This window comes from Afipia felis ATCC 53690 (assembly GCF_000314735.2).
GTDB classification, from domain to species: Bacteria; Pseudomonadota; Alphaproteobacteria; order Rhizobiales; family Xanthobacteraceae; genus Afipia; species Afipia felis.
The window spans coordinates 2,919,492-2,944,051 of record NZ_KB375270.1; the positions used below are offsets into that span (position 1 = coordinate 2,919,492).

General features: G+C 54.1%; 31 protein-coding genes and 4 pseudogenes. 12 read left to right on the top strand and 23 right to left on the bottom strand.

From position 1 onward, the window contains the following. Positions 1–275: 275 nt before the first annotated feature. The 5 genes from HMPREF9697_RS13825 to HMPREF9697_RS20465 all read left to right on the top strand — a co-directional run bounded on the left by HMPREF9697_RS13825 (position 276) and on the right by HMPREF9697_RS20465 (position 3,130). The gene (locus HMPREF9697_RS13825; RefSeq protein ID WP_002717857.1) at positions 276–599 is read left to right on the top strand and encodes a hypothetical protein; all 324 of its coding nucleotides are present in this window, start codon (positions 276–278) and stop codon (positions 597–599) included. Positions 600–614: 15 nt separating this feature from the next. Next, complete coding sequence (locus HMPREF9697_RS13830; protein ID WP_002717858.1) at positions 615–902, top strand: hypothetical protein; 288 nt, start codon at positions 615–617, stop codon at positions 900–902. 297 nt (positions 903–1,199) lie between these two features. After that, the gene (locus HMPREF9697_RS13835; protein ID WP_002717859.1) at positions 1,200–2,039 is read left to right on the top strand and encodes a hypothetical protein; all 840 of its coding nucleotides are present in this window, start codon (positions 1,200–1,202) and stop codon (positions 2,037–2,039) included. Positions 2,040–2,373: 334 nt separating this feature from the next. Next, positions 2,374–2,871: a YciE/YciF ferroxidase family protein gene (locus tag HMPREF9697_RS13840; protein WP_002717860.1), complete on the top strand. Its 498-nt coding sequence runs from the start codon at positions 2,374–2,376 to the stop codon at positions 2,869–2,871. An 82-nt stretch (positions 2,872–2,953) separates the two neighbouring features. Beyond that, positions 2,954–3,130 (top strand): DUF3606 domain-containing protein, encoded by a 177-nt coding sequence (locus tag HMPREF9697_RS20465; RefSeq protein ID WP_002717861.1) that lies wholly within the window; start codon positions 2,954–2,956, stop codon positions 3,128–3,130. Positions 3,131–3,586: 456 nt separating this feature from the next. On the opposite strand, the gene HMPREF9697_RS13850 is transcribed toward HMPREF9697_RS20465, so the two are convergent. Both HMPREF9697_RS13850 and HMPREF9697_RS13855 read right to left on the bottom strand, forming a co-directional pair. Beyond that, on the bottom strand, positions 3,587–3,913 hold the full coding sequence (locus tag HMPREF9697_RS13850; protein ID WP_002717863.1) for a hypothetical protein: 327 nt from the start codon (positions 3,911–3,913) through the stop codon (positions 3,587–3,589). Positions 3,914–3,987: 74 nt separating this feature from the next. Next, on the bottom strand, positions 3,988–4,443 hold the full coding sequence (locus HMPREF9697_RS13855) for an Hsp20 family protein (RefSeq protein ID WP_002717864.1): 456 nt from the start codon (positions 4,441–4,443) through the stop codon (positions 3,988–3,990). A gap of 572 nt (positions 4,444–5,015) precedes the next feature. On the opposite strand from HMPREF9697_RS13855, the gene HMPREF9697_RS20470 reads away from it, so the two are divergent. Both HMPREF9697_RS20470 and HMPREF9697_RS21245 read left to right on the top strand, forming a co-directional pair. Further along, positions 5,016–5,294, top strand: coding sequence for a PilZ domain-containing protein (locus HMPREF9697_RS20470; protein WP_081602548.1), 279 nt, complete (start codon positions 5,016–5,018; stop codon positions 5,292–5,294). After that, entirely contained in the window at positions 5,197–5,514 is a 318-nt protein-coding gene (locus HMPREF9697_RS21245) for a hypothetical protein (protein ID WP_169333024.1), read from the top strand. The genes HMPREF9697_RS20470 and HMPREF9697_RS21245 overlap by 98 nt, the downstream gene beginning before the upstream one ends. Before the next feature lie 31 nt (positions 5,515–5,545). Here the strand turns inward: HMPREF9697_RS21245 and HMPREF9697_RS20475 are convergent. The 14 genes and pseudogenes from HMPREF9697_RS20475 to HMPREF9697_RS13920 all read right to left on the bottom strand — a co-directional run bounded on the left by HMPREF9697_RS20475 (position 5,546) and on the right by HMPREF9697_RS13920 (position 12,986). Next, a protein-coding gene (locus HMPREF9697_RS20475; RefSeq protein ID WP_085947189.1) for an IS3 family transposase occupies positions 5,546–6,687 on the bottom strand; the annotation gives its coding sequence in 2 pieces (ribosomal slippage) (positions 5,546–6,423 and positions 6,423–6,687; 1,143 coding nt in all). Positions 6,688–6,927: 240 nt separating this feature from the next. Further along, a complete protein-coding gene (locus HMPREF9697_RS20485; protein ID WP_347329781.1) occupies positions 6,928–7,440 on the bottom strand; it encodes a thermonuclease family protein in 513 nt (170 codons plus the stop codon). Positions 7,441–8,375: 935 nt separating this feature from the next. Further along, the gene (locus tag HMPREF9697_RS13875) at positions 8,376–8,612 is read right to left on the bottom strand and encodes a hypothetical protein (RefSeq protein WP_040307954.1); all 237 of its coding nucleotides are present in this window, start codon (positions 8,610–8,612) and stop codon (positions 8,376–8,378) included. A 473-nt stretch (positions 8,613–9,085) separates the two neighbouring features. Next, positions 9,086–9,214, bottom strand: coding sequence for a hypothetical protein (locus HMPREF9697_RS21660; protein WP_002717868.1), 129 nt, complete (start codon positions 9,212–9,214; stop codon positions 9,086–9,088). Between the two features lie 172 nt (positions 9,215–9,386). Next, positions 9,387–9,698, bottom strand: a complete 312-nt coding sequence (locus tag HMPREF9697_RS13880; protein WP_002717869.1) for a hypothetical protein — start codon at positions 9,696–9,698, stop codon at positions 9,387–9,389. Positions 9,699–9,759: 61 nt separating this feature from the next. Continuing rightward, positions 9,760–10,056: a hypothetical protein gene (locus tag HMPREF9697_RS20995; RefSeq protein ID WP_002717870.1), complete on the bottom strand. Its 297-nt coding sequence runs from the start codon at positions 10,054–10,056 to the stop codon at positions 9,760–9,762. A gap of 117 nt (positions 10,057–10,173) precedes the next feature. Further along, positions 10,174–10,297, bottom strand: a pseudogene (locus HMPREF9697_RS21500) (cold-shock protein); the annotation flags it as partial. Positions 10,298–10,698: 401 nt separating this feature from the next. Beyond that, a complete protein-coding gene (locus HMPREF9697_RS13890; protein WP_040308284.1) occupies positions 10,699–10,971 on the bottom strand; it encodes a DUF1488 family protein in 273 nt (90 codons plus the stop codon). A gap of 126 nt (positions 10,972–11,097) precedes the next feature. Then, positions 11,098–11,322, bottom strand: a complete 225-nt coding sequence (locus HMPREF9697_RS20490) for a hypothetical protein (protein WP_002717872.1) — start codon at positions 11,320–11,322, stop codon at positions 11,098–11,100. Between the two features lie 184 nt (positions 11,323–11,506). Further along, positions 11,507–11,707: a hypothetical protein gene (locus tag HMPREF9697_RS21005; RefSeq protein WP_002717873.1), complete on the bottom strand. Its 201-nt coding sequence runs from the start codon at positions 11,705–11,707 to the stop codon at positions 11,507–11,509. 27 nt (positions 11,708–11,734) lie between these two features. After that, entirely contained in the window at positions 11,735–11,938 is a 204-nt protein-coding gene (locus HMPREF9697_RS21725) for a hypothetical protein (protein ID WP_002717874.1), read from the bottom strand. Positions 11,939–12,021: 83 nt separating this feature from the next. Beyond that, positions 12,022–12,318: a hypothetical protein gene (locus HMPREF9697_RS13910; RefSeq protein WP_002717875.1), complete on the bottom strand. Its 297-nt coding sequence runs from the start codon at positions 12,316–12,318 to the stop codon at positions 12,022–12,024. After that, positions 12,308–12,580 (bottom strand): hypothetical protein, encoded by a 273-nt coding sequence (locus tag HMPREF9697_RS13915; RefSeq protein ID WP_040307959.1) that lies wholly within the window; start codon positions 12,578–12,580, stop codon positions 12,308–12,310. The genes HMPREF9697_RS13910 and HMPREF9697_RS13915 overlap by 11 nt, the downstream gene beginning before the upstream one ends. A gap of 196 nt (positions 12,581–12,776) precedes the next feature. Continuing rightward, a complete protein-coding gene (locus HMPREF9697_RS13920) occupies positions 12,777–12,986 on the bottom strand; it encodes a cold-shock protein (protein ID WP_002717877.1) in 210 nt (69 codons plus the stop codon). Positions 12,987–13,585: 599 nt separating this feature from the next. On the opposite strand from HMPREF9697_RS13920, the gene lpxA reads away from it, so the two are divergent. The 3 genes and pseudogenes from lpxA to HMPREF9697_RS20505 form a co-directional block, all read left to right on the top strand. Continuing rightward, positions 13,586–14,392 (top strand): acyl-ACP--UDP-N-acetylglucosamine O-acyltransferase, encoded by an 807-nt coding sequence (lpxA, locus tag HMPREF9697_RS20495; protein WP_002717878.1) that lies wholly within the window; start codon positions 13,586–13,588, stop codon positions 14,390–14,392. A gap of 748 nt (positions 14,393–15,140) precedes the next feature. Then, positions 15,141–15,671: a class I SAM-dependent methyltransferase gene (locus HMPREF9697_RS20500; protein WP_081602552.1), complete on the top strand. Its 531-nt coding sequence runs from the start codon at positions 15,141–15,143 to the stop codon at positions 15,669–15,671. A 59-nt stretch (positions 15,672–15,730) separates the two neighbouring features. After that, positions 15,731–16,434: pseudogene (locus tag HMPREF9697_RS20505) on the top strand (IS3 family transposase); the annotation flags it as partial. Here HMPREF9697_RS20505 and istB read toward each other — a convergent pair. Both istB and istA read right to left on the bottom strand, forming a co-directional pair. Then, positions 16,429–17,292 (bottom strand): IS21-like element helper ATPase IstB, encoded by an 864-nt coding sequence (istB, locus tag HMPREF9697_RS13945; RefSeq protein ID WP_002715762.1) that lies wholly within the window; start codon positions 17,290–17,292, stop codon positions 16,429–16,431. The pseudogene HMPREF9697_RS20505 and the gene istB sit on opposite strands and share 6 nt — an antisense overlap. After that, a pseudogene (gene istA, locus HMPREF9697_RS13950) lies at positions 17,258–18,791 on the bottom strand (IS21 family transposase). The gene istB and the pseudogene istA overlap by 35 nt, the downstream one beginning before the upstream one ends. 101 nt (positions 18,792–18,892) lie before the next feature. Between istA and HMPREF9697_RS13955 the strand changes: the two are divergent. Next, a pseudogene (locus HMPREF9697_RS13955) lies at positions 18,893–19,357 on the top strand (integrase core domain-containing protein); the annotation flags it as partial. A gap of 62 nt (positions 19,358–19,419) precedes the next feature. After that, positions 19,420–19,728 carry a hypothetical protein gene (locus HMPREF9697_RS13960; RefSeq protein WP_002717882.1) on the top strand — a complete coding sequence of 103 codons (309 nt, stop codon included), beginning with the start codon at positions 19,420–19,422 and terminating at the stop codon, positions 19,726–19,728. A gap of 135 nt (positions 19,729–19,863) precedes the next feature. Here HMPREF9697_RS13960 and HMPREF9697_RS13965 read toward each other — a convergent pair whose 3' ends face one another. The 5 genes from HMPREF9697_RS13965 to HMPREF9697_RS13985 form a co-directional block, all read right to left on the bottom strand. Further along, positions 19,864–20,586: a class I SAM-dependent methyltransferase gene (locus tag HMPREF9697_RS13965; RefSeq protein ID WP_002717883.1), complete on the bottom strand. Its 723-nt coding sequence runs from the start codon at positions 20,584–20,586 to the stop codon at positions 19,864–19,866. 44 nt (positions 20,587–20,630) lie between these two features. Beyond that, positions 20,631–21,587, bottom strand: a complete 957-nt coding sequence (locus HMPREF9697_RS13970) for an ATP-grasp fold amidoligase family protein (protein WP_002717884.1) — start codon at positions 21,585–21,587, stop codon at positions 20,631–20,633. Positions 21,588–21,701: 114 nt separating this feature from the next. Continuing rightward, on the bottom strand, positions 21,702–22,520 hold the full coding sequence (locus HMPREF9697_RS13975; RefSeq protein WP_157223252.1) for a class I SAM-dependent methyltransferase: 819 nt from the start codon (positions 22,518–22,520) through the stop codon (positions 21,702–21,704). Positions 22,521–23,140: 620 nt separating this feature from the next. Continuing rightward, a complete protein-coding gene (locus HMPREF9697_RS21015) occupies positions 23,141–23,293 on the bottom strand; it encodes a hypothetical protein (protein WP_002717886.1) in 153 nt (50 codons plus the stop codon). A 75-nt stretch (positions 23,294–23,368) separates the two neighbouring features. Continuing rightward, positions 23,369–24,286: a class I SAM-dependent methyltransferase gene (locus tag HMPREF9697_RS13985; protein ID WP_002717887.1), complete on the bottom strand. Its 918-nt coding sequence runs from the start codon at positions 24,284–24,286 to the stop codon at positions 23,369–23,371. Positions 24,287–24,560: the final 274 nt, after the last annotated feature.

The window sequence follows — 24,560 nt, forward strand, 5'->3', positions numbered from 1 at the left end:
CGTTATACGGCAATCTATCGTACCTGCGAGGATTGCTGTGAAGAACGGAAGCTGGACTGAAGACGATTTGCGCACCTTGCGTTTGTATGCTGAGCAAGGACGGTCCATTTATCGCATAGCAGCGGCGCTAAATCGAACTGCGTCTGGGGTTCGATCGATGGCTCAGCGGCATGGCATTTCCATTCGCAGCGGCCAGGAAATGAGCCGAGCATTTAAAGCGGCGAACGCTGAAGTGAGCAATTCGTCCTCCCCCCGGTAAACCCAAGCAGGTAGCCGTGAGCACTATTGACCTACGTGAGGAGCGAGTCTTCTGGAAAGAAGACTATCATCGGCGGACTTTCGACTTCCGGTCGCAGTTAAATTTCACGCGGTTTGATGGCTGCCTCTTTGTTGATTGCATCTTGCTGCTAGACGAAGGCACGGAGCAGCTCGCGTTCACAAGTTGCACGTTCAAAGATTGCAACATCGATAAAATCGAAGAAAATGTCGTTCGGGGTATCCGTTCCGAGAACAACACTTTCGACCGGCCCATTGCCTTGCGCAAAGCGGATCTCGATAAAAGGCTAGCCGAGGCGCTGCAAAATCAGGCGCGTAAGTAAGGGTGGGCGGCTTGAATGTCGAGGCATGAGAAAGAGATTGCTCTGGGGGTCCTCCAAGCTCTCAACGCGGCCCGTCTGATTCCGGGCGACGCCGAATTGGCGAAAGCCAGCGCGATGGCACTACCAGAGCGCGGCATATCCGGGGATCTCTTCAGAGAGAACACTTTCGTCGCAATTAGAAACCTTAGAATATCGATAGACGAAGGTGAGAACGAAGAGCGATTGAACGCCCTTTATTCTGCCGCTGTTGACGCAGCCTATGTATGGGTCGAGGCCCGCTCAGACTCTCAAAACGAGACCTGAGAAACTTACACACCGCTCCCAATTTTTCTGAGCATGAAACTTGCAGATGCTTATCGCGTAACGCTCAGGATTCTCTCTCACTCGCCAGCGATGCCGATGATGATATCGTAGCCGAACATCATAAGCGGATGGCCGATGCCTGGTATGTGCTCGCGAATGAACAGGACTGGCTAGTGATCGGACTGGCAAGGTGAAAGAGGTACTGAGCATCCCCGATGGCAATCTGGATTAACACAGATTGGAACTTGCTCCGAAGAGGAAGCTTGTTCGGCGCTATGCCAACTTCGGGAGACTAAAATGGAAACACCTATCTCAGAGCGCCCTTATTTTCCGGCGGCCTCTGGAATTTGCTGGGCGTCGGTTATTGCAGGCGCTGTTGTCTCATTAGCGATTACGATTGTTTTGTTATGGTTTGGTGCGGCGCTGGGTTTGACCTTGACGTCACCCTGGAACGATTCGGGCGTATCAGCGACTACCTTCAAAATAGGAACGGGTCTGTTCCTTGTCGTCGTCGCCATGATTTCATCAGCTCTGGGAGGGCATATCGCCGGCCGTCTTCGCAACGGTTGGGACTCGAGCGTCCATGCAAATGAGATATATTTCCGTGACACGGCTCATGGCTTTGTCACTTGGGCCACTGCGACATTCGTTGGTGCAGTCCTTCTCGCATCCGCTGCAGCAGGCATCGCCAGAACGACCTCAGGCGGTCTTGCTGCGGGCGCAGCGAGCGCCACTGCTTCTAGAGCGTCGTCGGGCCCTATGGACATCTACGTCGACCAACTTCTGCGTCCCGGTCCGGGCGCAGCAGCTTCTAACACCACAAGCCCAAATGACAGCCGGGCCGAACTATCTCGCCTGCTCACCGCCAGCTTCCGCTCCGGAAAAGACATGTCCCTCGACGACAAAACCTACGTCGCGCAGGTCGTCGCGAAGAACACGGGGATGTCACAAGACGAAGCCCAGAAGCGAGTTGATCAAACGATCGTCACGGCAAAAAGCAACCTTGACGCCGCTCGTAAGGCAGCCATGCAGCTTGCTTATTGGATCGTTGCCTCTCTTCTCATTGGCGCTTTCTCGGCAAGTCTGGCGGCAACGGAAGCCGGGGCCTTCCTCGACCGCAATTGGTCAACCGTCTAAAGGAGGAATCACATGCCGATTTTGCTCTGGTTGCTGGGTATCCCGCTTCCGCTAATTTTGCTCATCATCCTACTGCGATGACATTGAAGGCTCCTTAGAGGGGCCTTCCACTGCTCACAATCTGCTTCAGTCATAACCTATGTTGCTCCGTCAAATGAACTCGCGCAGAGAAGCTGATTTATCCGGTGCTCGCGCCGGGTGACAACCGGCCACAACGGGGACGATGGACGCAGTCATTTTGCCGGTTTCTGACCGCGACACCAACGCATCGGTACGCGCTGACATCTGACTTGTTCTCGACGCGAGCGCCTATTCCAAGTGGAGACTGGTACCCATGTCGAAGACTAAAACTCTCAAGGATTTATTCCATGATACGCTCAAGGATATCTACTTCGCTGAGAAGAAGATTATGAGCGCATTGCCGAAGATGGCAAAGGCAGCTCAAAGCGACGAACTGCGTGCTGCTTTCGAAAAGCATCTCGAAGAAACCGAGGGCCAGGTGGAGCGCCTTGAGTCCGTCTTCGAGGAGCTTGGTGAGACAGCTCGCGGCAAAACCTGCGACGCGATCATGGGCATCTTAGACGAAGGCAAGGAGATCATGTCGGAGTACAAGGGAGCTCCCGCCCTCGACGCCGGCTTACTCGCCGCGGCCCAAGCAGTCGAGCATTATGAGATATCGCGTTACGGAACGCTCATCACTTGGGCAGAGGAGCTCGGTTTAAAGAAAGCCAGCCAGCTTCTCAAAGAGACGTTGGCAGAAGAAAAGAAAACCGACCAAACGCTCACCAGCATCGCGAAATCAGTCGTTAACGCTGAAGCCGAAGCCGCGTGACTTCAATTGACCCGGTATAAAAGCCGGGCCAATTTGGCAGGAACGGACGATATTCTGGCGGAGCCAACCTAAGTGGAGTGCCATGGCCGACGATCTGTCCAAGAAGGGTCCGCAGGACCGCAGTCACATCAACATGCAGGAAGATTACGAGGTGAAGTATTGGGCGCATCACCTTGGCGTTAGTCGGGAAGAGCTGAAGCGGGCCGTCGATAAGGTCGGAACCTCCGCAGCGGCGGTGCGAAAAGAACTCGGGAAATAGTCTCCGTCACTGCTGGTTAACCCCCGTAACGCCCTTTCCTCGGCCGCAAGCCTCGACTCTAAGGTCCCGCGATCTTCGTCCCGGAGGTTTGGTGAGGCGAGTAAGAAGTGACAATGGCCGATAACCTTTTCATGACCGCGAATGATGAAGCGGCGCAGTTCTTCATCCATGGGGCTGCCCCGTTTTTGTCAAAAGGTATTCAGAAAGTCTTCGATATTGCGTAGGCCAGCGGACAACCGCCGACCTACGCTAAAGCCTATCTCGTTGGGCGGCTATCAATCCGGAGGCTACGCTCAAGGCTGGCAATCCGGGATTCCAAATCCGTCATCCAGTCCTCGGCTGGGATCATTCTCGGTTTCCCAAACTTGATTTCTGAGCCAAGCATGGCCTCTTTCAGTCTCCGCAGCCGCTGAAGCTCGAAGGCTTGGGGCACGCTCTTAAACATCGCCGCCTCCATCAGGCCGCCGCGGGCACGCGGGATACGGATCGACGCCGGACAGGCTTTCCTCCGGGCGGTCGAGGGCGATGATCGAGGCTAGAGAGGGCTTCCAAGATTTCGTCGATCGTCACCGGTCTGCGCTGGCCGGGGATTGCCCTTAGTGCAGGGCAGGAATTTACGGCAGCAGCGTCGGAAGCCCAAGATGCCAGGATGGCTCTCTTTTCTGCGACGGTCAGCCCTTCCTGGGCCAGAACATCCCGTGGATGGTCATAAACCAATCCAGGATGAAAGATGCCGTTGAGATCGAACACATCGTCTTCGTTAAATCTGCCGTGGATAGTCATCTCGTCCTCCTTCTTCTCCTTTCGTTGCGGACGCCAGTGGGGGCGGCTCGGTTTTCGAGCCGCCCCGAGGAAGGTCAAGCAGCCTTCGATTCAATTTGGTGGACGTTGGAAGGCGAAGAGCCAGCGTTGATTTCGATTTTACGGGGCTTCATCGCCTCAGGAACTTCGCGAACCAGATCAATACGCAGAATGCCATTCTCGAATGAGGCATTCTTCACCTCAACATGATCGGCGAGGCTAAACTGCCGTCGGAACGCTCGCGCGGATATTCCATGATAAAGGAACTCCCGCTTTTCCTCGTTCTTACGGCCCTCAATGGTAACAACATTCTGCTCGGCAGTGACGCTGACATCGTTCGGCGCGAAGCCAGCCAGCGCCAGAGAAATCTGGTACTGATTGTCGCCGACGCGCTCGATGTTGTACGGGGGGTAGCTTTCCTCGCTGTTGCGTTGCGCCGCATCAACGAGGTCGATCAATCGGTCGAAGCCGATCGAAGAACGCCAGAGAGGCGTAAAGTCAAAGGTCCTCATAGCCAAATCCTCCATAGAGCAAGATGGATACGAGCAGACACCGGACACCACCGGCGCCCGCCTCGCGGAGCCCATCAGGCGCTCCGCACCACTCAGCGTGGCGACAAAAAAATTAGAAAAGGATCGTTTTTCGTCAAGAGGGCAGAACGATTTTTTTAAGGTTCCCGGAAACCGGTTCGAGCTAAGGACTTGGCGTCTTTAACGTTTGGAGAACTGATTTTGGAAAAAAAGCCTGTCCCTGACTTTTTATCACTAAACTCGTCGATGGCCCGTTCGCCTGAGTGGCGCAAATTGAGTGCTATGGGAGCATTCGGTGTCTGTCAGGTTCATGTAAGCATTGAGAACTAGTTTGAGGGGGCGTTACAGCAGCGTGTTCCGAGAGCTCCCATCCGAGACGTTAAACGATCAGCATCGCGCGGATAAAATCAAAAAAACGTCTGAGAGGAAAAGGAAGTTTCTCCGCTTAGACGTGATGGTGATGATTGCAGCTACGCGTAAGGAACACCGTGCATAAAAATCGTCGTGAGGTTTCTCATCGCGTATCCTTCACTCGAGGCTATCCCGCTTGGATTATGAGCATTGATGGCACGCGGCGTTTGGATTGCGATCTCGTGGAAATATCGGAGGCTGGTGCTCAACTAATCGTCAAAAAATCGATAGCTGGCCTTAAGGAATTTTTTCTTGTGCTCTCATCGGTTGGAACGCCCGCTTACAGACGCTGCAATTTGGCCTGGGTTGACGGTGAAAGCGTGGGTGTCAGGTTCATTCTCAAATCTTCCAAAAAACAAGACGAGTCGACTGAAGACACCTCAAGCGCATCAAAAGGCGATGCTCGACCTAATTCGCGATAATAATTGGCTCAATAGCAGCATGACTGAGAAACGGATCGCACAACGCCGTCGAATATTGAAGGCCGGGTTCATTGAGACCAGCGGTGGCATTAATTGCTTTGTAAGAAACATCTCCGAAACCGGTGCCTCAATCGAAGTTTCTATCCATGACTCCATAAGGGAAATTGCCGGACAGCAGGAGCGCGAGCGAGTCGCTGCGGAAGAGACAGCATTCCGGTGACCGGCCCCCACTGAGTGGTCCGATTGGAATGTTAGTTTAGCGATTGCATTTTGACTATCTCCTTTGGTGCAGGCCAGACGAGAGCCTCGGGTGCCGGCGGTCGATATCCCAGTGATGAGTGTGGACGCACCGTGTTGTAGTGGCGGCGCCAGCTTTCAATGACGGTCTGGGCTTCCTTCAATGTGTAGAAGATCTCGCCGTTGAGCAGTTCATCGCGCAGCTTGCCGTTGAAGCTCTCGCAATAGCCATTCTCCCATGGACTTCCAGGTTCGATGTAAGCGGTCATGGCTCCGACGGTGGCGATCCAATCCCGAAGCGCCTCGGCGACGAACTCAGGGCCATTGTCTGAACGTATGTGTGCAGGGATGCCCCGTGAGACGAACAGCTCGCAGAGTGCCTCGATGACGTCGGTGGCCTTGAGCTTCCGTGCGACACGGATGGCCAGGCTCTCACGACTGAACTCGTCGATGATGCACAACATCCGAAACGCCTTGCCATCGTGGGTGCGGTCAGCGACGAAGTCATAGGACCAGACATGGTTGGGCCGCTCCGGCCGCAGACGGATGCACGAGCCGTCGGTGAGCCACAGACGCCCGCGTTTAGGCTGTTTGGCAGGGACCTTCAGCCCCTCGCATCGCCAGATCCGCTCAACACGCTTCTTGTTCACCGTCCAGCCGGCTCTACGAAGCAACGCCGTAATCCGGCGATATCCGTAGCGGCCATATTGGCGGGCAAGCTCGATGATGTCGGCAGTCAGTGCTGCCTCGTCATCGGGTGTCGTTGGGATCTTGCGCTGCGTCGATCGGTACTGGCCCAACGCTCGACATGCCCGTCTCTCGGAGATGCAAAGCTCGGTCATCACATGATCGACGCACGCTCGGCGTCGGGAGGGGCTTAGAAGTTTCCCTTCGCGGCCTCTGCCAGGATCAACTTGTCCAGCGTCAGATCCGACACCGCGCGACGAAGCCGGGTGTTCTCGGTCTCCAGCTCTTTCAAGCGCTTCACCTGATCGCCCTTCAGGCCACCGTACTCGTTTCGCCACCGATAGTAGGTTACTTCCGTCACACCTATCGCTCGGACTGCGTCTGCCACCTGCCGGCCCTGCGCCATCAGCACATCAACCTGCCGAAGCTTCGCAACAATCTCTTCAGCCGTATGCCTCTTCCTTGCCATCGATCTTATCCTCCATCCGAAAATCATACTTCAGGGAGGACCACTTCAAAGGGGGCAGATCAGAAGCGCAATCGTTGCCGTTATTGGGTATTTGCTCCTTGGTCGGACCGGAGAGGACGACTGAAGCCGATAGCTATCGTGATGGAATATATCCTTCAGCTGATGCTCGCGTTTGCCGCGATATCTGCTGCGTGGTGTGTGGCGGGCTATATCAAGGATCGGTTTCTTCAATGAAGCTTCCTACCTCTCCCCGTCAGAACAAGTTGAGGGACGACCACCACCAGTGATGCAGGCTCGATATTCCCATGGCGGTGCCCACGTCCCAACCCAGATGCCCTTTTCTCCGTGACGAGCGCGATCTTGAGTCGTGCCGTAACGGCCATGTGAATATCGGGGCCAATCAAGCGCCAGCCCGGTCTCGACCAGCCATTCCGCTATGTCGGCTCCATTGACCGAACATCTGGCGACGGTTCTGCCATAGCGGTCACGATCAATGGGCTCGCAGTTCACAATCTTGCCTAAAGTGAACGCAGACAGCTTGTTGGCTGCTTCGGCTCCGCACCGATACAGGTCGCTATTGTTGTTACGGCAAAGCTGCGAGGATTCCGGAGCGTCGATGCCCCAGAGGCGAATGCGCTGACCATGAATCTCGATGGTATCGCCGTCGATAACCGAAGCTTGGCCAACAATATTCTTGGCCGCATTTGCCGAAGGCAGTGCTAGTAAGACGAACGGCGTAACGGTTAAAGCGATTTGCTATTCATGATGGTTGTTGATTTTCGCTCACTGTAGTCTTCTCCCATATTCAGCCAAAGCGACAAAAAGCTCGTAAACTTTCCGAGCGCAAACCCGTTCATGAACTTCGTATTGTTGTCCGCTTTGTGAGCGTAGGGCTACATCTTCGTTTCGACCTCAGGGACATCCTCAATTCCTGTTTGCGTTACGGCAAGCCGGACGCTCGGCACCCTAGAAGCTTTGCGCCGTGGAATAAGCTGTAAGGCCAAAACAAAAGGAGCCGACCGGGAGTTAGGCCGGCCGGCTCAAATGACAACTGCTGGATCGCCCCAGTTCCGCTGCGTAGGTCAATAGATCAGCCCCGCAAACGTTCCTGTCGCTGACTTTTATAAAAACGCGGCCCGGCGAGCAGGCACTCTCACAAGAGCAGGCAAGCCGAGCCGCGCCCCGGGTCGCCCTAAAGCGCCTCTCGGTTCGCGCACCGTAGGCTTATCCGTCAACATCACAAGAACTAACAGTGACCCGCCTTGCGAAGGCCCTGGCAAGACAGTGGTGAGCGCAAAGGAAGCCCCGCCGCCTAGCTCGTGGTCGAGAGCTCTACAACGTCACGCCGTTCGGAATACCAAGGGATAGGGCGGGTCGGATTCTGCCTCATCCTGCGGGTTGTCCAGGCTTCGCATCCGCCTGGGACGGATCGAATTTCGGATGAGGCGGCTACAAAACGCAGACTGATGGCCTAATTATAGGCTGTCCGAGGCGAGAACCGATCATGCCAACGATCACGAAGTTTTTCTAGCGCGGCGAGTGCCGGTGACTTGTGTGCCTGAAGGATAGAGTTTCTAGGGGCCGCTCGAATTTCGTCCTCAAGCATCAATGTTAGAATCTGATGCTTTATTGCGGCCGTTGAATGCAATCTGATCTTTCGCCCTGAACGGTGATTTCTCATGGCCTGCTCACCTTTGGTCGGAAATCCGGGCTTGGTCCGACTTCGATCTGTCCATTTCTTTTTGAATTGCCATCCCACTACGTTCCGTCTCTTTTTCCCAAAGACACGATAGAGCTGCGGTGATGGTTGAATCGGCCTCGCGCGCCAATCGCGAACGAAGCTGGCCAAGCCGCTTTATGCTGGCTTGCATAAAGAGCGAGTCGGCCATCATGTCGGAGCCTGTAAGCCGGGAGATGTGATCCATGCATTGACCTGAAAAGCAGCCTCCACCTGCTGGGCGCGCCTTATGAGCCGTTGGCGCGCTTCCCCCAAAGGGGTTGAACTCGCCGCAGTTCGAAGGCGCCTAGATTCTAGGATCAGGCGTTGAGCAAGTGGCAGCATGGATTTGGAAGGAAACATTGGATGCACCTCTGTATGCAGAGGGCGGGAGCACTACACTCTCAGTCACCGATAGATGCCGGAAGGCCGCGCGGTGATGATCCATAGATGGCTATGAAACCGACTTAAACGAGTCCCTCAAGAAAATAATTCCCTCGAACGATGAGTCTGCGCAACTTAAATTAAGTGCCAGATAGCTGTGACCGCTACCAGCAGGGCAAGCAGCAGCGGCACGACAATGGGTGGTACGAACCAGTCGCGAAATTTTGTCATCGGCTATCTCCGGTATGAAAAAAGCCCGGCAAATGCCGGGCTTCCTCATCGGCCCATTCGGGCAAATTACTTCTGTTCAGCAGGCTTCTGAGTTGGCTTATTGCCACCATCGTTATCCTGCTTCTGGCCCGGCTTATTGTCGCCCGGAGCGGCGGTCTGGGGCGCTGTGGGTGCATTTTGATTGCTATCGGTCATCGTATTTCCTTTCAGGAAATACCTAAAGACATTCTAGGTACCTTACCTAAATGGGATCTCAACCTAGAATTACAACGGACGACTTGAAAACTTTTAGTTGTGGAGTATTTGTCAGGAGGCTGCCTAACCGCCCCGGCGGGGTTTTTCTATTCCGGCGGTATCATTTCCGCGCTCAAAGTTGCTCACGAATTGCGGCATATAGCATCCCCATCAGTTCGAGGGTCGCGCCGACACCTTTTGCTTCATCCGATACAGCAAACCGCTCTGTCTGAAGGCGCTTCGCTTCCTTCGTAATCTTGTCGGTGTAAGCGTCGAAGAGCCGAAGCCGCTCTTCACGATCTGCAACGCCAGCGGCCAGAATTTCGTCTGCTTTGATGACAACAGCAGTTTGGAATGCGGCGTGCAGCGCACTAAGCATTGCAACGAGCTGCGCGTTATTCGTGAGAGGCGAGGTAAACGAAAGTTCTGGCGTCTCAATAGACATTTTCGTTCTCCATTGGTCGGCTGGAGCCTCGTTCAAGGCCACCTAAACTCAACGCGATAGGCTAACCGGCGGGATTTTCTCTATCGCGGACGGGAATTTCATTTGCTAACCTCTTCGCATGACAACTGACGTAAAAGAGTTCATCGATTTCTGGATGCAGCATAGCATCCATGCCAAACTTGATATGGGTCAAGTCGGAAGTTCTCAGATCGCCGCCGATCTCGCTGCACGGCTTCTCGTTGCAGCGAAGGAACAAGGCCTTTCCGAGGACGAGGTGTGCGCAGAAATAGGCGATCCCGTCGAGTTTATCAGGAGCAAGCTGGGCGAGGCGAACGCGATTGAATCCGAGCGACGTCACCCAAATTCCTGACGCTCTTGCGGCGTTGTTTTTTAGGCAAAGTAAAAACCCGCCCAATCGTTTGATTGAGCGGGTCTAAAATCAACCCAGTACATCCGTGGAATTGATCGTTTTCGGTTAGGCGAGCTGCAGATTTTCCGCGCTGGTTTTGCCGCGCATCCGGTCGATCTTCGACTGGAAAAACCTTCTGCCCCTCACCAAGCCCGTGAAGGCCTGCGCGCTCCACAGCACTGACGTGAACAAGCGCCCGTCATTCAATCGCCTCAAGCCGCTCGATCTTACACAACGTTCCTTATCTGGATTGTCCTAGTTATCGGCATCATTCTTGCCAAGACGCTTTTCAGGCGCGGCGCCGATACCATTTCTTCACATGCATTGCCAACATCTTCTGTTACGCCGCCGATTTCGGCGTCGGCACAGTCGTCTTCGAATTTTGAAGCGCAAGACTTAACGCCCGCGCTCAACGCACAAACGAAAGCTTTTCTCGATCAGCTAATCCACGCCAAGCCTAGTGGCGGCGAACCCAGCGTCGGCTTTCCTGGCTCACCAAATTCAATTATGCCATCGCAGTCAGCGGGGGCTAGATAGCGATAGCTTGAGTAGCAACGGCTTCTTATATGAAATCCGATTTTCCTGATATTTTCAGAAATCAATGCTGCGTAGAATAATCCCCGCAGGCTTGCCTTCGAACTCGGCATCAAGGAATTTCTGTATGGCTCGTTCCTCAATGCGGGAACGTAATCGCATGAACTGAGCTTCGCGCTGGCTTTGGCTTACTTTTGTCGGCGAATCGAGATCGTCCATCGCGGAAGTGCTAATGGCGCACAACACCTCAGTGTCACCGTTCTTCATGCTGAACCGTACGACGTCTCGATCTGAATCATAGGTTTTGAACTCGCCTTGAGCGAGTATCATCATAACAATCCTTTCCGACGGGCTCCGAATGCCGTCTCAGAGTTGCGCTTAGGTGATAGTGAAGTCCGCGTGATAAAAGCCCTTTGAGTAGTATTTCCTTTAAATGCTGGGCTTACAAATAGAGTCTCAGGAAAACTTCGCCCGAGTTTGCTTCTCACCATCGTAGATTTCGATGAGTAACATAGGGTATCGGCCCAACAGTTCGGTTGCCGCAATTTTTGCCGCCGCTCCGTCAGGATATTCGTTTTTGTAGTGACCATCGACGACGAGAGAAAAGCCATCGACGGGTGCTCGATCAGCGCGCTTAACTTTTCGCGGCTGCTCTTCAGGCAGCAGGAGAGGTTTTTTCATTTTGGGTTCCTTGTACCGGCCAAGTGCTTCTTCACCGAAGATGCAACGCTGGGAAGCGGCCGCGATGGCTACTTTTACTGGAAAGTATCCTCACGTCTTAGATATGGGCTCTTTTGATTGAAAAGCCACTCAACGCCTTATCTTATTATGGCATTCGGTGTGGCTTTCGGGCGCGGATAGCCGCTTATGGCAATGTCGCTAAGTCGTGAAGGCGATAATCCGGAAGATTCAGGTCTACCAGGACGTTGCTCTCGTTAACGGCTTGCAATCTTGCCGCAACATCATGGGCCTGAGCTTCGACACCTGCCTGAATCAACAGTTGCCGAAGCTGGTCGTTTTCGCCTTCGAGATCACGCAGCGGCGCAAGATGTCCCAAAGCACTCATGATTCATCCTGTTGAGCGAAATGCCCCTTACGATTTTCGCGTCGCGGTCGGTCGAAGGGGCGGGTTCAATTCAGCGATCTTGAGGCGCGCCTCCTCCTGGCTAGCGTGGGGGCCGGTGACGAAAGTTCCGCTCATTTTAGTAGTGTACCATCCCGACACGACGCCAAGCCGCCGCGCCTCCTCCAATTTGACGTGCCGTGACTGCAATTCTTTCGTGGTCATATCAAGCATTGAAATTCCTCACGCCCCGCCGGACGTCTGAACGAAGTTTCAGAATCAATCGTTTGCGGAAAACGATCGAATCTCGAGTGAAATTAACTTTCGCTATCGAGCCGGGCGAAGTCGCGGAGAACAGAGGCCACCAAATCACGGTGGTGCGTGTCCTGCGAACTTAATGACGTGTAGTAGAGATTGAGAACATAGCGTGCCTTCGCGGCGGCTTCGGACCACGATGCCACAGGTGCGTCGAGCAATTCAGTCTCGATACGCAATTGCCGTTCACGCAAACTGGCTGCGTGGGCTTCGGCCTCGGCTACAATCCGGCGGAGGTTCGTCGCCTTTTGCGCGGCCATGCCGCGGTGGAAATCGAGTTCGACCGGATCATAAACCATTTGAGGCCACGGCGTCACGTTGCTGTGCATCCGCAAGATCGACCGAGGTGATCGGTAGCATTTCCATCGAATGCTGATGCGGCAGCGCTCCGGGCACCATGATCATGGTCGCTATGCGCCGGTAGCAGGGAAACGACAATCCCTCGATCATTTCTTCATCGGTAACGACATCGTATGCGCCGGCAGCGAGCAGCCGATCGATACCTTTGATGCGAAATGGATGATTAAACACGAACTTGTCACGTCGTGATCTGATTGTCATTTGTCTGAAGCCCTCTGCAAGGGAAACCTGCGTCGTCGCGTCTGACCGAAACATTGGTGGAAGTGCCGCCTACGCCTGAGATCGAAATTTTCGCGATTCGATCGAAGCGACATCACGGCAATATAAAACCCGCCCAACCCTTGATTGAGCGGGCTTTAGATCAACCCAGTACATCCGTGGAATTGATCCTTATCGATTAGACGATTTGGAGATTTTCTGCGCTCGTCTTGCCGCGCATTTTGTCCACCTTCTCCTCGAAGGAAACCTTCTGGCCTTCATTTAGCCCGTGTAGGCCAGCGCGTTCGACGGCGCTAACGTGAACAAACACGTCATTGCCACCGTCATCCGGCTGAATAAATCCGAAACCCTTTTGTCCGTTGAACCATTTAACCGTGCCGACTGGCATCGTCTCTTCTCCAAAAGCGCGACATTGCGCTGCGCCTGCACAAAGGATGCGCAGGACTTTCAAATGTCAGCAATGTCGAGAGAAAGAGCCGTCAGGCGCCTTAGCAAGATCAAGGCAGCATCGAACGCTCAATACATATAGATTTCCCGCGCGATAGCAAGGAAGCAATCAAGGCTTTTATACGACCGCAAACTTTCTATTCGAACTCACCCTGGTCGAGAGACCAAACTCCTAGCTATTTGATTCAAGAAAGCGCACAAAAAAAGCGTCGCCGCACGGCAATTGGCATCTATCGGTGATGAGGGCGTCGAGACGTTCCCGTCAATTTCGAATGGGGACGCCGATGTGCGAGAAGTGCCTTCGAATAGACGGCCAGATTGAACACTACGCAGCACTATCAAGAACAGCGGACGATCGCTTTACCGAAATGGGCGTCGCGTTTCTGGTCGTAGACCTTCAGGCCGAAAAGGCGAGATTGCACCCTATAGTTTTGACCGGGCGAATTGTTGCTTCAGAACGCGGGCCTTGAGTGTCAGGGCCATCGCTAGCGTAGCTGTAGCAAGAACCGTTCAGTCTCTCCAATAAGCAGATCACCTTACATGAAGCAGATTGATCCTGCAGCGCGGGTTGAAGATGGCGCGGTGGTCGGCGAAGGCACGACGATCGGACCCTATTGTCTAATTGGACCGAACGTCGTCATCGGCACCAATTGCAAGCTTCTCAGCCATGTCACCGTGACGGGGCATACCTCAATTGGAAATGATTGCGTAGTCTCGCCGTTTTCTTCACTTGGCGGAGCACCCCAAGATTTGAGCTATCGGGACGAGCTAACCCGGCTTGAAATCGGCTCCGGCTGTGTCATTCGCGAGGGCGTCACAATGAATCGAGGCACGATTAACGGTGGCGGCGTGACGCACATCGGAGATCGCGGGTTTTTCATGAATAACAGCCATGTGGCTCATGATTGCATCGTTGGGGACGACGTCGTTTTTGCAACCGCGGCCGTGATCGGCGGCCATTGCGAGGTGGGCAATCTAACCTTTCTCGGTGGTTTGTCCGCCGTTCACCAATTTTCCCGAATTGGACCACAAGTGATGGTTGGCGGCCTCTGCGGGGTTCGTGGTGACATTATCCCCTATGGCTTAGCAAACGGACAATATGCCGCGCTCGAAGGCCTTAACATCGTCGGCATGAAGCGCCGCAAATTCACGCGTGAACGACTTACTATTGTAAGGGGGTTTTATCAAAAACTCTTCCACGGCTCGGGTGGCTTTGCCGAGCGGCTGGCTCGGCTCCAGCATCTGGCGAATGAAGACCACGCAATAGCCGAGATTCTTGCATTTATCGGCACCCCCCGACGTCGCGCTTTATGTATTCCGCGAACTAGAATCAACGGCGGTCTATGAAAGTAGACCCAACCAATTTCCTGGCATGCCAGCGAGGAAAAAGTTGGTCTTGATCTCAAGGGCTCGGTCCGGCAGTGGCTGGCTCCAACAACGTCGCGAGCCCTAGAGCTTGTTCGTCGGCGAGCTATGCGCCGTCAAGACCAAGCAGCGCTAATCGTGCAACATTGGGCGGTCAGCCGACTCGTAAAACATAAACGCTGGTTTATGTTTTACGACTTCAAAGGCTTTAGGCTAGATGTCTGCTTATGACCCAAAGCGGGCATCTCACATCCACGTCCTCAAGGCCTCGCTGTCATCTCGAGGATCGCGTCATCCTCAATGACCGCAAGCCGATGGTGTTCGAGAATTGAGCGTCAGTTTTGAGGAAAGCTAACCGTCCGCTTGCGGATGGAACGACTGAGCTTGCGGAAAAGCCATGGATGCGGCGCTGAACGAAGCAGGCTCGTGATCGTAGCCGCCAAAGCCTTTGCCCTGAAGGTATTGAAAGCCGCATCTCCGCGTTCAAGCAATCATGTCAACGACATTGATGCTCCTCAGCCAGGATAGAGGAATTTACGCGGATTAAGTCTTGCTTGGCGGCGGCCTTCGGGTCTTTCCACATCAGTCTTCGACTTAGATCAGGAGCACCAATAAAGTGATGCCGTGTCGACCCGGCTCCTCCGTTATAATGGTTTCTGGATGCTATCAAACTGACGTCTAGGCACTTGGCACTGTTGCGAATTAGGCGCGGCATTTTTAGAATGATAATATGTCAGCGGAAAAATACTTCCTTGAGGTGAAGGGCTTTTGTCCTATTTGCCATCAAGATACGGCTTTTCATGCATATGGGCCGTGGTTGCGCGGCACATTCTATTGTCAGACCTGTGAGAAAGGGTCAGTTCCTCGGGAGCGGGCACTTGCTCTAGTTCTGTCGGAAGTGGCTCCCAACTGGCGTTATCTTAAAATTCACGAATCCTCGCCAGCGCCTCGCGGAATTTCAATTGCTCTGAAGCGAGATTGCCCGCAATACATTGGTAGCCATTACTATCCAGACAAGCCTTTTGGCTCATTGGTTGATGGGTGGCGCAACGAAGATTTGCGTAAACAAACCTTCGAGGATGGGGGATTTGATCTCGTCATCTCGCTCGACGTGATGGAGCATGTTTTCCATCCTGACGAGGTTTTCAAAGAGATACATAGAACACTGAAGCCAGGAGGGATGTATGTCAGCACCTTTCCAATCCATAAGCACCAGGTTGGTGCAGCCATTAATCGCGCAGTGTTGGATGAGGATGGCTGATCTGCCCCCTTTGAAGTGGTCCTCCCTGAAGTATGATTTTCGGATGGAGGATAAGATCGATGGCAAGGAAGAGGCATACGGCTGAAGAGATTGTTGCGAAGCTTCGGCAGGTTGATGTGCTGATGGCGCAGGGCCGGCAGGTGGCAGACGCAGTCCGAGCGATAGGTGTGACGGAAGTAACCTACTATCGGTGGCGAAACGAGTACGGTGGCCTGAAGGGCGATCAGGTGAAGCGCTTGAAAGAGCTGGAGACCGAGAACACCCGGCTTCGTCGCGCGGTGTCGGATCTGACGCTGGACAAGTTGATCCTGGCAGAGGCCGCGAAGGGAAACTTCTAAGCCCCTCCCGACGCCGAGCGTGCGTCGATCATGTGATGACCGAGCTTTGCATCTCCGAGAGACGGGCATGTCGAGCGTTGGGCCAGTACCGATCGACGCAGCGCAAGATCCCAACGACACCCGATGACGAGGCAGCACTGACTGCCGACATCATCGAGCTTGCCCGCCAATATGGCCGCTACGGATATCGCCGGATTACGGCGTTGCTTCGTAGAGCCGGCTGGACGGTGAACAAGAAGCGTGTTGAGCGGATCTGGCGATGCGAGGGGCTGAAGGTCCCTGCCAAACAGCCTAAACGCGGGCGTCTGTGGCTCACCGACGGCTCGTGCATCCGTCTGCGGCCGGAGCGGCCCAACCATGTCTGGTCCTATGACTTCGTCGCTGACCGCACCCACGATGGCAAGGCGTTTCGGATGTTGTCAATCGGCGTTCAAATTTGACCCCGGATCGGCGTCCAATTTTGACCCCTTTGATCGGGCTGGTTTGGCGGTAGCGCTCGTGTCGTCGGAGCCGGCCGGGGTTGCGGAGACGAGACGAGCGCGAGTGGCTTGATCGTCGTCGCGGCTTTTGAAGCGCCAGCTGTCGTTACCGGTCTCGACGATGTCGCAATGGTGAGTCAGACGGTCGAGCAACGCGGTCGTCATCTTCGCGTCGCCGAACACGCTGGGCCATTCGCCAAATGCCAGATTGGTGGTGACGACGACGGAAGTGCGCTCGTAGAGCCGGCTGATGAGGTGGAACAGCAATTGGCCACCGGATTGTGCGAACGGCAGGTAGCCCAGTTCGTCGAGGACGATGAAGTCCATCCGGGTCAAATGCTCGGCGACCCGACCCTGCCGTCCGCTTCGGGTCTCGATCTCCAGGCGGTTCACGAGGTCGACCACATTATAGAAGCGCCCGCGGGCACCGGATCGGATGCAGCTTCTGGCGATGGCGATGGCCAGATGAGTTTTGCCGGTGCCGGTGCCGCCGATCAGGACGGCATTGCGCTGCTGGGCGATGAAGCCGCCGCTGGCAAGGTCATTGACCAGCGTCTGGTTGATGGGAGTGCCCGTGAACTGGAAGTCCTCAAGGTCCTTCGCAAGGGGAAGTTTGGCGATGGTGAGTTGGTACTTGATCGAGCGGGCCTGCTTCTCGTTGATCTCGGCATTGAGCAGGTCGCCGACAATGCGCTGGGGTTCATGCTGACGCTTGATCGCAGTCGTCATGATCTCGTCGAAGGCGGCCTTCATGCCATAGAGCTTGAGCTCACCCATGAGGTCGAAGAGTTGAGTACGTTCCATCAGATGGTTCTCCTCAGATTGTCGTAGCGGGCACAGTCGGCGATCGGGGCATGGCACAACGTCAGCGCAGCCGGCGTCATGATGTTGGCGGGTGGAGTGGGCTCTCGTTGCCGAGCCAGGATATTGAGCACGACATCGGCGGAATGGACGCCTTGGACGATCGCCTCGGCACAGGCCACCTCGACAGCGGGCAGACCGTCGGTCAGAACTGCGTTGAGGATGTCGACCATCTGCCGGTTGCCATCATCGGCACCGGCAAGCTTGCGCCGTATGCGCTCGATCGCAGCCGGCAGCACCCAGTCCTTGAAGGGAGCGCCGTTGCGCAAGGCGCCGGGTTTGCGAGCCAGCACCGGCACGTAATGCCAAGGATCATAGGTCGTCTCGCCACGACTGAAGGCGCGCGGATGCTCGGCAACGATACGTCCGTCCTGGCGGATAACGATGCGGTCAGCGTAAGCATGAACCTCGACCGGCCGCCCGACGGCGCTGGCCGCGACCGAGTACTTGTTGTTGTCGAAGCGGACCAGGCAGGTCTTCGAGACCGATGCCGGAACCGCATGGAATCCGTCGAACCGGCCCGCATAGGGAACCAGCTTTGGGCGTTCGGCTTCGAACACCTCCCAGATCGTCTGCTCGGTCAGTTCCGGATGACGGTGTGCCTTCGTGTAGGCGATGCACTTGTCCAGCAGCCAGGCGTTCAACTCGTCGAGAGTTTTGAACCGAAGCCGCGGTGTGAAGAAGCGCTCGCGGACAAGGCCGACCTGGTTCTCGACCTGGCCCTTCTCCCAGCCTGATGCCGGCGTGCAGGCCACCGGGTCGACGAGGTAATGGCTGCACATCTGCATGAAGCGGCGGTTGTAGAGACGACCTTTGCCGACGAAGATCGTCTCGACCGCGGTCTTCATGTTATCGTAGATGCCGCGCCCGCAGGTGCCTTTGAACAGCGCGAACGCCCGATCGTGAGCGTCGAACACCATCTCCTGCGTCTCACGCGGATAGCACCGCACAAACAACATACGGCTATGGCACAGCCGGACGTGGGCGGCCTTCACCATCACCGTCACGCCATTAAGCAGAACTACCTCGTGGCTCCAGTCGAACTGATAAGCTTCCCCAGGCGCAAAGCTCAGCGGGACATAGGCCGCAGCCGTCGATTGTCCACGGTCCGTACTCCATCGTCTGGCGTAACGCCGCACGGCATCGTAGCCACCGTCGTATCCACGCCCGCGCAGCTCTTCGAAGATCCGGATCAGCGTCAGTCGCTCGCGAGCGGCCTTGGTCGCATTTGCCGCCAGCAACACGTCGAGCTCCGTTGCCCATCTTCCGAGCTTGGGCCTCGGCTGGACAACACGCTCGTACTCAAATGAGGTCTCTCCCGACCTCAGCACCTTCCGCACCGTGTTCCGTGACACCTTCAGGTCCCGGGCAATCTCCTTGATCGTCTTGCCCTTGATGAAGTGCTCACGCCGTATCCGCGCAATCGTCTCCACGATCAGCATCTCCGACCACCTGCTTTGTTACGAAGCAGGCAGCGCAACAGGCTAATGGTAGGGGGTCAATTTTGGACGCCGATCCCCCGGCTTACGGGGTCAATATTGCAGGCCGAATGACACGGATGTTGTGCATCATCGACGAGTTCAGTCGTGAGAGCCTGGCCATCCGTGTCGCACGGAAGCTCAAGGCCACCGACGTCATCGAGGCACTCTGCGAGCTGTTCGTCTCACGGGGCATCCCTGCACACATACGTTCAGACAATGGCCCTGAGTTCGTCGCCGAGGCGCTTCGGGATTGGATCGCCACCGTCGGAGCCATGACCGCTTACATCGAACCTGGAAGTCCATGGGAGAATGGCTATTGCGAGAGCTTCAACGGCAAGCTGCGCGATGAACTGCTCAACGGCGAGATCTTCTACACATTGAAGGAAGCCCAGACCGTCATTGAAAGCTGGCGCCGCCACTACAACACGGTGCGTCCACACTCATCACTGGGATATCGACCGCCGGCACCCGAGGCCCTCGTCTGGCCCGCACCAAAGGAGATAGTCAAAATGCAATCTCTAAACTAACATTCCAATCGGACCACTCCGCAGGGGCCGGTCACCAGGTTGATGCAGCCATTAATCGCGCAGTGTTGGATGAGGATGGCGAAGTAAAGTATCTGTTGGAGCCTGAATACCATGGCAACCCGATCAGCAATGACGGCTCGTTAGTCACTGTCGATTACGGCTACGAGATCTATCGTAAGATCTCCGAATGGGCTGACTTCGACGTTCGGATCACCAGACTGTGCGATAAAACTCACGGTATTTTAGGCGAATACACCGAAGTGATCGTCTGCAAGAAGCGCAGTTACGTCCGTCCGTCGGCAAAAGCAGAAACTGACTCAGGATCAGTGAGCTTGTTTCAAAAGATGCGCGCGCTGATGGGGCGCATCTAGTCACCCCTGAAATCAGGACACCCCAATGCCCAACCCGGCATCCTGCCGGTTACTCCGTGCGGCTGCTGGCTCACAATCGGCTTGATATCCTTGGCGTGGCCGTCCGCAATAGCATCGCTAGCCAGTCACGAAATCCTAACCGCCAAATAGGCGTTCCCAAATTGATGGTTGCTTAGAGGCTGATAATAGGTCGCCATCGTGAGCGAGCTTTCGATATATCTTGTTCTCCAGAATAGTTTCGTAGCGTGGGCTGGTCTTCACCAGCAGATCGACAACGCGCTTAACTTGTTGATCGTCTATCTGCTCGCTAGTGTAAAACTCTGCAGTTTTTGGGAAAAGATGAGGTGCTAAGGTGGGAGACTTTCCAAGGCACCAATCATAATCGTCGAAGTCGATTAAGCCGCCGACAGCAAGAAGGCGATCAACTAAGAAAAAGGTGAGGGCATCTACGTTCCAAGTATGGGCCCCGTCGATAAAACAATAGTCAAAAATATCGTCAGCTTTTCGCTCTAGCAAATGCGAAAGGGGCCAGTTGTAGCTATCCAGCAGCTTGGCACTCGATCCAAATGGATGGACATTTTTAAATCCGTTAGACTTTAGGAGGCTGGCAACGTAATCGACGTTGTACTGATAGTCGAAGAGATAAATCTCACCATCACCGTTCAAGTGTCGAGCGATTTCCAATGTTGTCGAACCAAGATTCACTCCAAATTCAGCATAACGCTTGCAGTTGAACCGAACGAATGTATCCACAGTCTCGGTATTCACATTCGTTATTAGCTGAGATGGATAACTGTCATTCTCTGTCGCGCGTTTTTCGAAAACCTCTTCGAGGCTTGCTGCTGTAGTTTCTTGCATCTGGAGAATTCCTGACTAATTTCCGCTCGCTTCGTAATCGAGAATTACTTGCATAGCGCGCCAAACACTATCTCCCAATCGGGAGGATCAAACGTCGCCAGTCCCGAGTGAGGGTGTAGTCCAATTTCTCCCATGATCGGCCTTTCGCCATCATACATGTCAATGCGGATAAAGGGTTCATCCTTTGAAAGAACCTCCGAGATCTTTATCATATGATCGAAGTTCTTCGGTTTTTCAGCTTGTTCTGTGTACGGCTGAAAGAGATTGCGGTGGCCTATATATAGTGGGAGGCGATTGAAGTTGGTGTCGTAGAACGCCTGCTTGTGACCGCTGTAGCGCGAGAAATCGACCTGCACAAAATGGACCTTGCCATTAAAGCAGAAGAATTTGTAATCGAGCGGTACTTCACCATTAGAGTCCTCGAGCAGTTCTTCGATAAAGAGCTGAGGTTTGATCCAGCGGCAAACCCAATCGCCTACGCTTAATGAAAAATCAGAAGCTAACCAAGCTTTCGATTTTTCAATTGCACCATCCCAGTCGAAGGTGGTGACGTCTCTAACGAATATGAGATCGCCGGAAGTGTGATTCGGCTTTATCACGAACTTGTTGGGGAGCTCAGCGGTCCTAGCGAGACTCAAATCATACCCGGTCCAGTAAAGTTTAGGGATATGCACGAAATCACCGCAGCGCGACCTTACGAAATCACGCGCAGCAAGTTTATCGGAATAGAGTGTGTGTTTGTCCTTTCGACTGAATAATTTCCATACCTGGATTTTGTCGCTGAACGTTTTTGGTTTGAATAGTTTCGGTTCGCGTTTGTGAAAGTGGACGAACCAGCGATAAACTAAGCGCACGTCTGTTGGGAACAGAAGGGCATCAATAAAGAGGCGGCCCAATTTGGTCCGACCCACACCTCTAGCTTTCAGCCAAATTGCCCGCTTTTTTAGGCTATTGGCGTGCTTGTCCAGTTTGTGGGTCTTCACCCCAGTGAACGGCCACATGTCTATATCCGAAGTGATCTTTTAAGAATTTCACCCGCTAGATCGGGTGGTCGAAGTTAAGCAATCCCAACGACAAAATCCAATGTGCCACGCAGCCAGGAAAGGTTGACTGAGTCAGTCGACGCGTCGGCGTAGGTCCAAAATCCGGCCCCCGTTAACGAGACTATCGAGATCAAGACGTTCGCCGTGCTTAAGGGCTGTTCCGCGTGTTATTGCGATCAAGCTTCCGTTAAATATTTCTATCTTTGCAATAACACCTCCCTGTGCGCATTGAGCCAAAACGATCTCTAAAATCAGTTGCGAAAGCGGGGTCGTTTCTTCGGAAAATAACTTGTGGCCTTTGAGAAAATCGCCTTTGTTCCAATGTGACCAGCCCCAATCTTCGATGATGTAGCGCCCGCCGGGCTTCAAATAGGAGAAACACGTCTCGAAGCTGCGTTTTGTTGGCTCGTAAAGGTGCGAAGCGTCGTCCGCGATCAGGTCAATCGACTTCTCCTTAAACTCATCCTGAATGATCGCGGTTACCCGCTCAACGTCAGATTGATTGACGCCGCCATGCATACTGACCCGATGCTGCAATCCTTTGGCAGAAATGATTCCGGAAATTGGTTCGGGTACATGGCTTAGATCGATAGCGACGATCTTTTCGGCGGTGCTCATATCCGAGATATAGAGAGGCATGCCGCCTTGGAAAAAGCCGATCTCTAAAACGTACCTCGCATCTGCAATGTAGGAGTCATAGAGCTCCAAAAACGACTTCGGCTTCAAAAGCTGAATAACATCAGCAGTTGTCTTCTTTGTGTAGTCCGAAATCTGCGTTTCGAAGTGAAAGTTTGGCGTCGCAAATGCAGTTTCACTCGTCCATTTAGGCCAACCGGCAGCGGTTTTTGAAGGTTCCGGTAAGCGTTTAAAGCGCGAAAATAATGAGTTCATAGGTCTCGCCTTCCGGTGGAGCAGCATGGACACTAACATGCCGCAAGCCTGAACAACCATTGGCACTAGTTGATTCCGTGCGGCAACGCACAATCGCGATCCCTCCTGAAAGGGCAATCCAATGCCTTACGTGGCGCCAGAAGCGCCGCGCCGTTCCCTGCCTAATCAGCAACTGGAAGACTGAAATCCTGCGGCTTCGGGGCCATACGGGTTGCGATTTTCTGGCTGGTGATCGCGGGGCTGACTCTGGTGTGGCCGGGTCTGGCAGAGAAAATCCACCGGCTGCTGTACGTCATCGGCGACGCTCTGATGGTCGTCTCGTTCGGGATGCACGGATGTCGACCGCGAACTAATCCTCAGCCACTTAAGGGATCTGTAATGCTGAAATCCATCCTTGCCGCGGCGCTGGCGCTTATGTGCCTGCTGAAGCTCGCCCGCGCCACGTCGCGCACCAGAGGTATGATCTGGCCTGCAATGTGTCGACGCCTTGTGAAGGCGCCATGGATAGACTGATCGACGTAGGATCCGGCTGAAGCCGCGCTCGGCCGCAGTTGCGTGAGCGGGCTTTTGATGAGCTTGGTTGCCGCGGATGAACTCAAGCTGCGCGTCCGATAGATTGTTCAGGTTTCCAGATTGCTCGCATAGGTGAGCTTGTCGAGATTGATGACAGGTGAGGACTCATTCATGATCCACGCGAAAATGAAGTTCGAACTAATAAAGCCGGTGCTGTCCGTGATGAGAACAGAAGCTTGGTAACTGGCGGTGCGGGGCATTGCGTAACTTTTGATGAGGACCGGTAGTTGGTGTCGGAAATGTATGAGTGTAGCTTCGTCAATTTCCCGGAATCATCATATGGCTTTCTGCTTTGCAATGACGATGGCCTGGCCGGCCATCTGGCGGTTGTCGATGTATTCTTCGATCTCAAAATAGGGGTGCCACTTTTCGCGAAGCCACTCGACAGGCATAATAGCGTCTCCATAGACAGATTTATCCCGATAGGCACCTCCACCTGATGCAAGATAAACGAATTCGCCACGGTCGAATTGCTGCAACCGAGCTTCGGTGTCGCCAGCGGCTTTCTTGAGTGATGCATGCCACGATGTCTGCGGATCGGTGATGCTGGCGATGAATTCGATAAAGCGTCTGGGCTGTGTCGTGCAGATCAGGATGCAGCCGTTCTTGGCGACGCGATGCAGTTCGCGAATCCAGTGGAGATGAACATGCTCCGGCAGATGCGTGAACACAGAATAAGCCATTATATGGCTAAATGAATTGTCTCCGAAGGGAAGGTTGCCGATATTGTCGATGCGATGAAGCTGCGCCTCGATGCCGGAGGCCCTGCAAAGCTCGATCATGTCAGGATCGACGTCGACGCCGGCAAGTCGCTTCTCGTCGAACTCGCGCCAGAAGAAGCGCAGAAAGCGTCCCCACCCGCATCCGAAGTCCAGAAACGTGCTTTCAGCATTGATCGGCTCGTCAAGCTCCTCCGATTTATTTTTAAAAAGCGAATAGAACGTCAATGCCTCTCCGAGAGCGGAGCTGTTTGCGGAGCCGACAAAGCGAGCTTGAAGATCGGGCGGAGGAAAGCGGGGAAATGATACGCCGTCGATGATGGGTTCGTCGACACTCCGGATCAGGACCTGTTTCCAGTCTTCATCGGAAACGCGCTTCCAATTTCTTTCTACAGGACGCTCCGCGAGTAGTGGAGCAGGAAGGTCCGCTTTTTGGGAGAAGCGAGACTTTAGTTTTTGAGTCCAGAAACTCATGAGGATTCTCTGCTGCAGATGTTGCCGGAGCGTATTCAAAGCTGCCAAAGGTCGCCTTGCCATTATGGGCGATTCCGACAATAGTTGCGATGCTGCACAAGGGGCAAATGAAGCTGAAAAGCATAGATTTTTCGAGCCTCACAAGGGATGAAGCGCGTTTAATTGTCGCGTCGGTTTTATTTTAAAATCGACGAAAGTGGAGGCTGTGAAGGCATCGTGTCGTCAAGGAATTCAAAGAATTCGTCGTCTAGCAATCAATCCCTTCGGTTTTTGA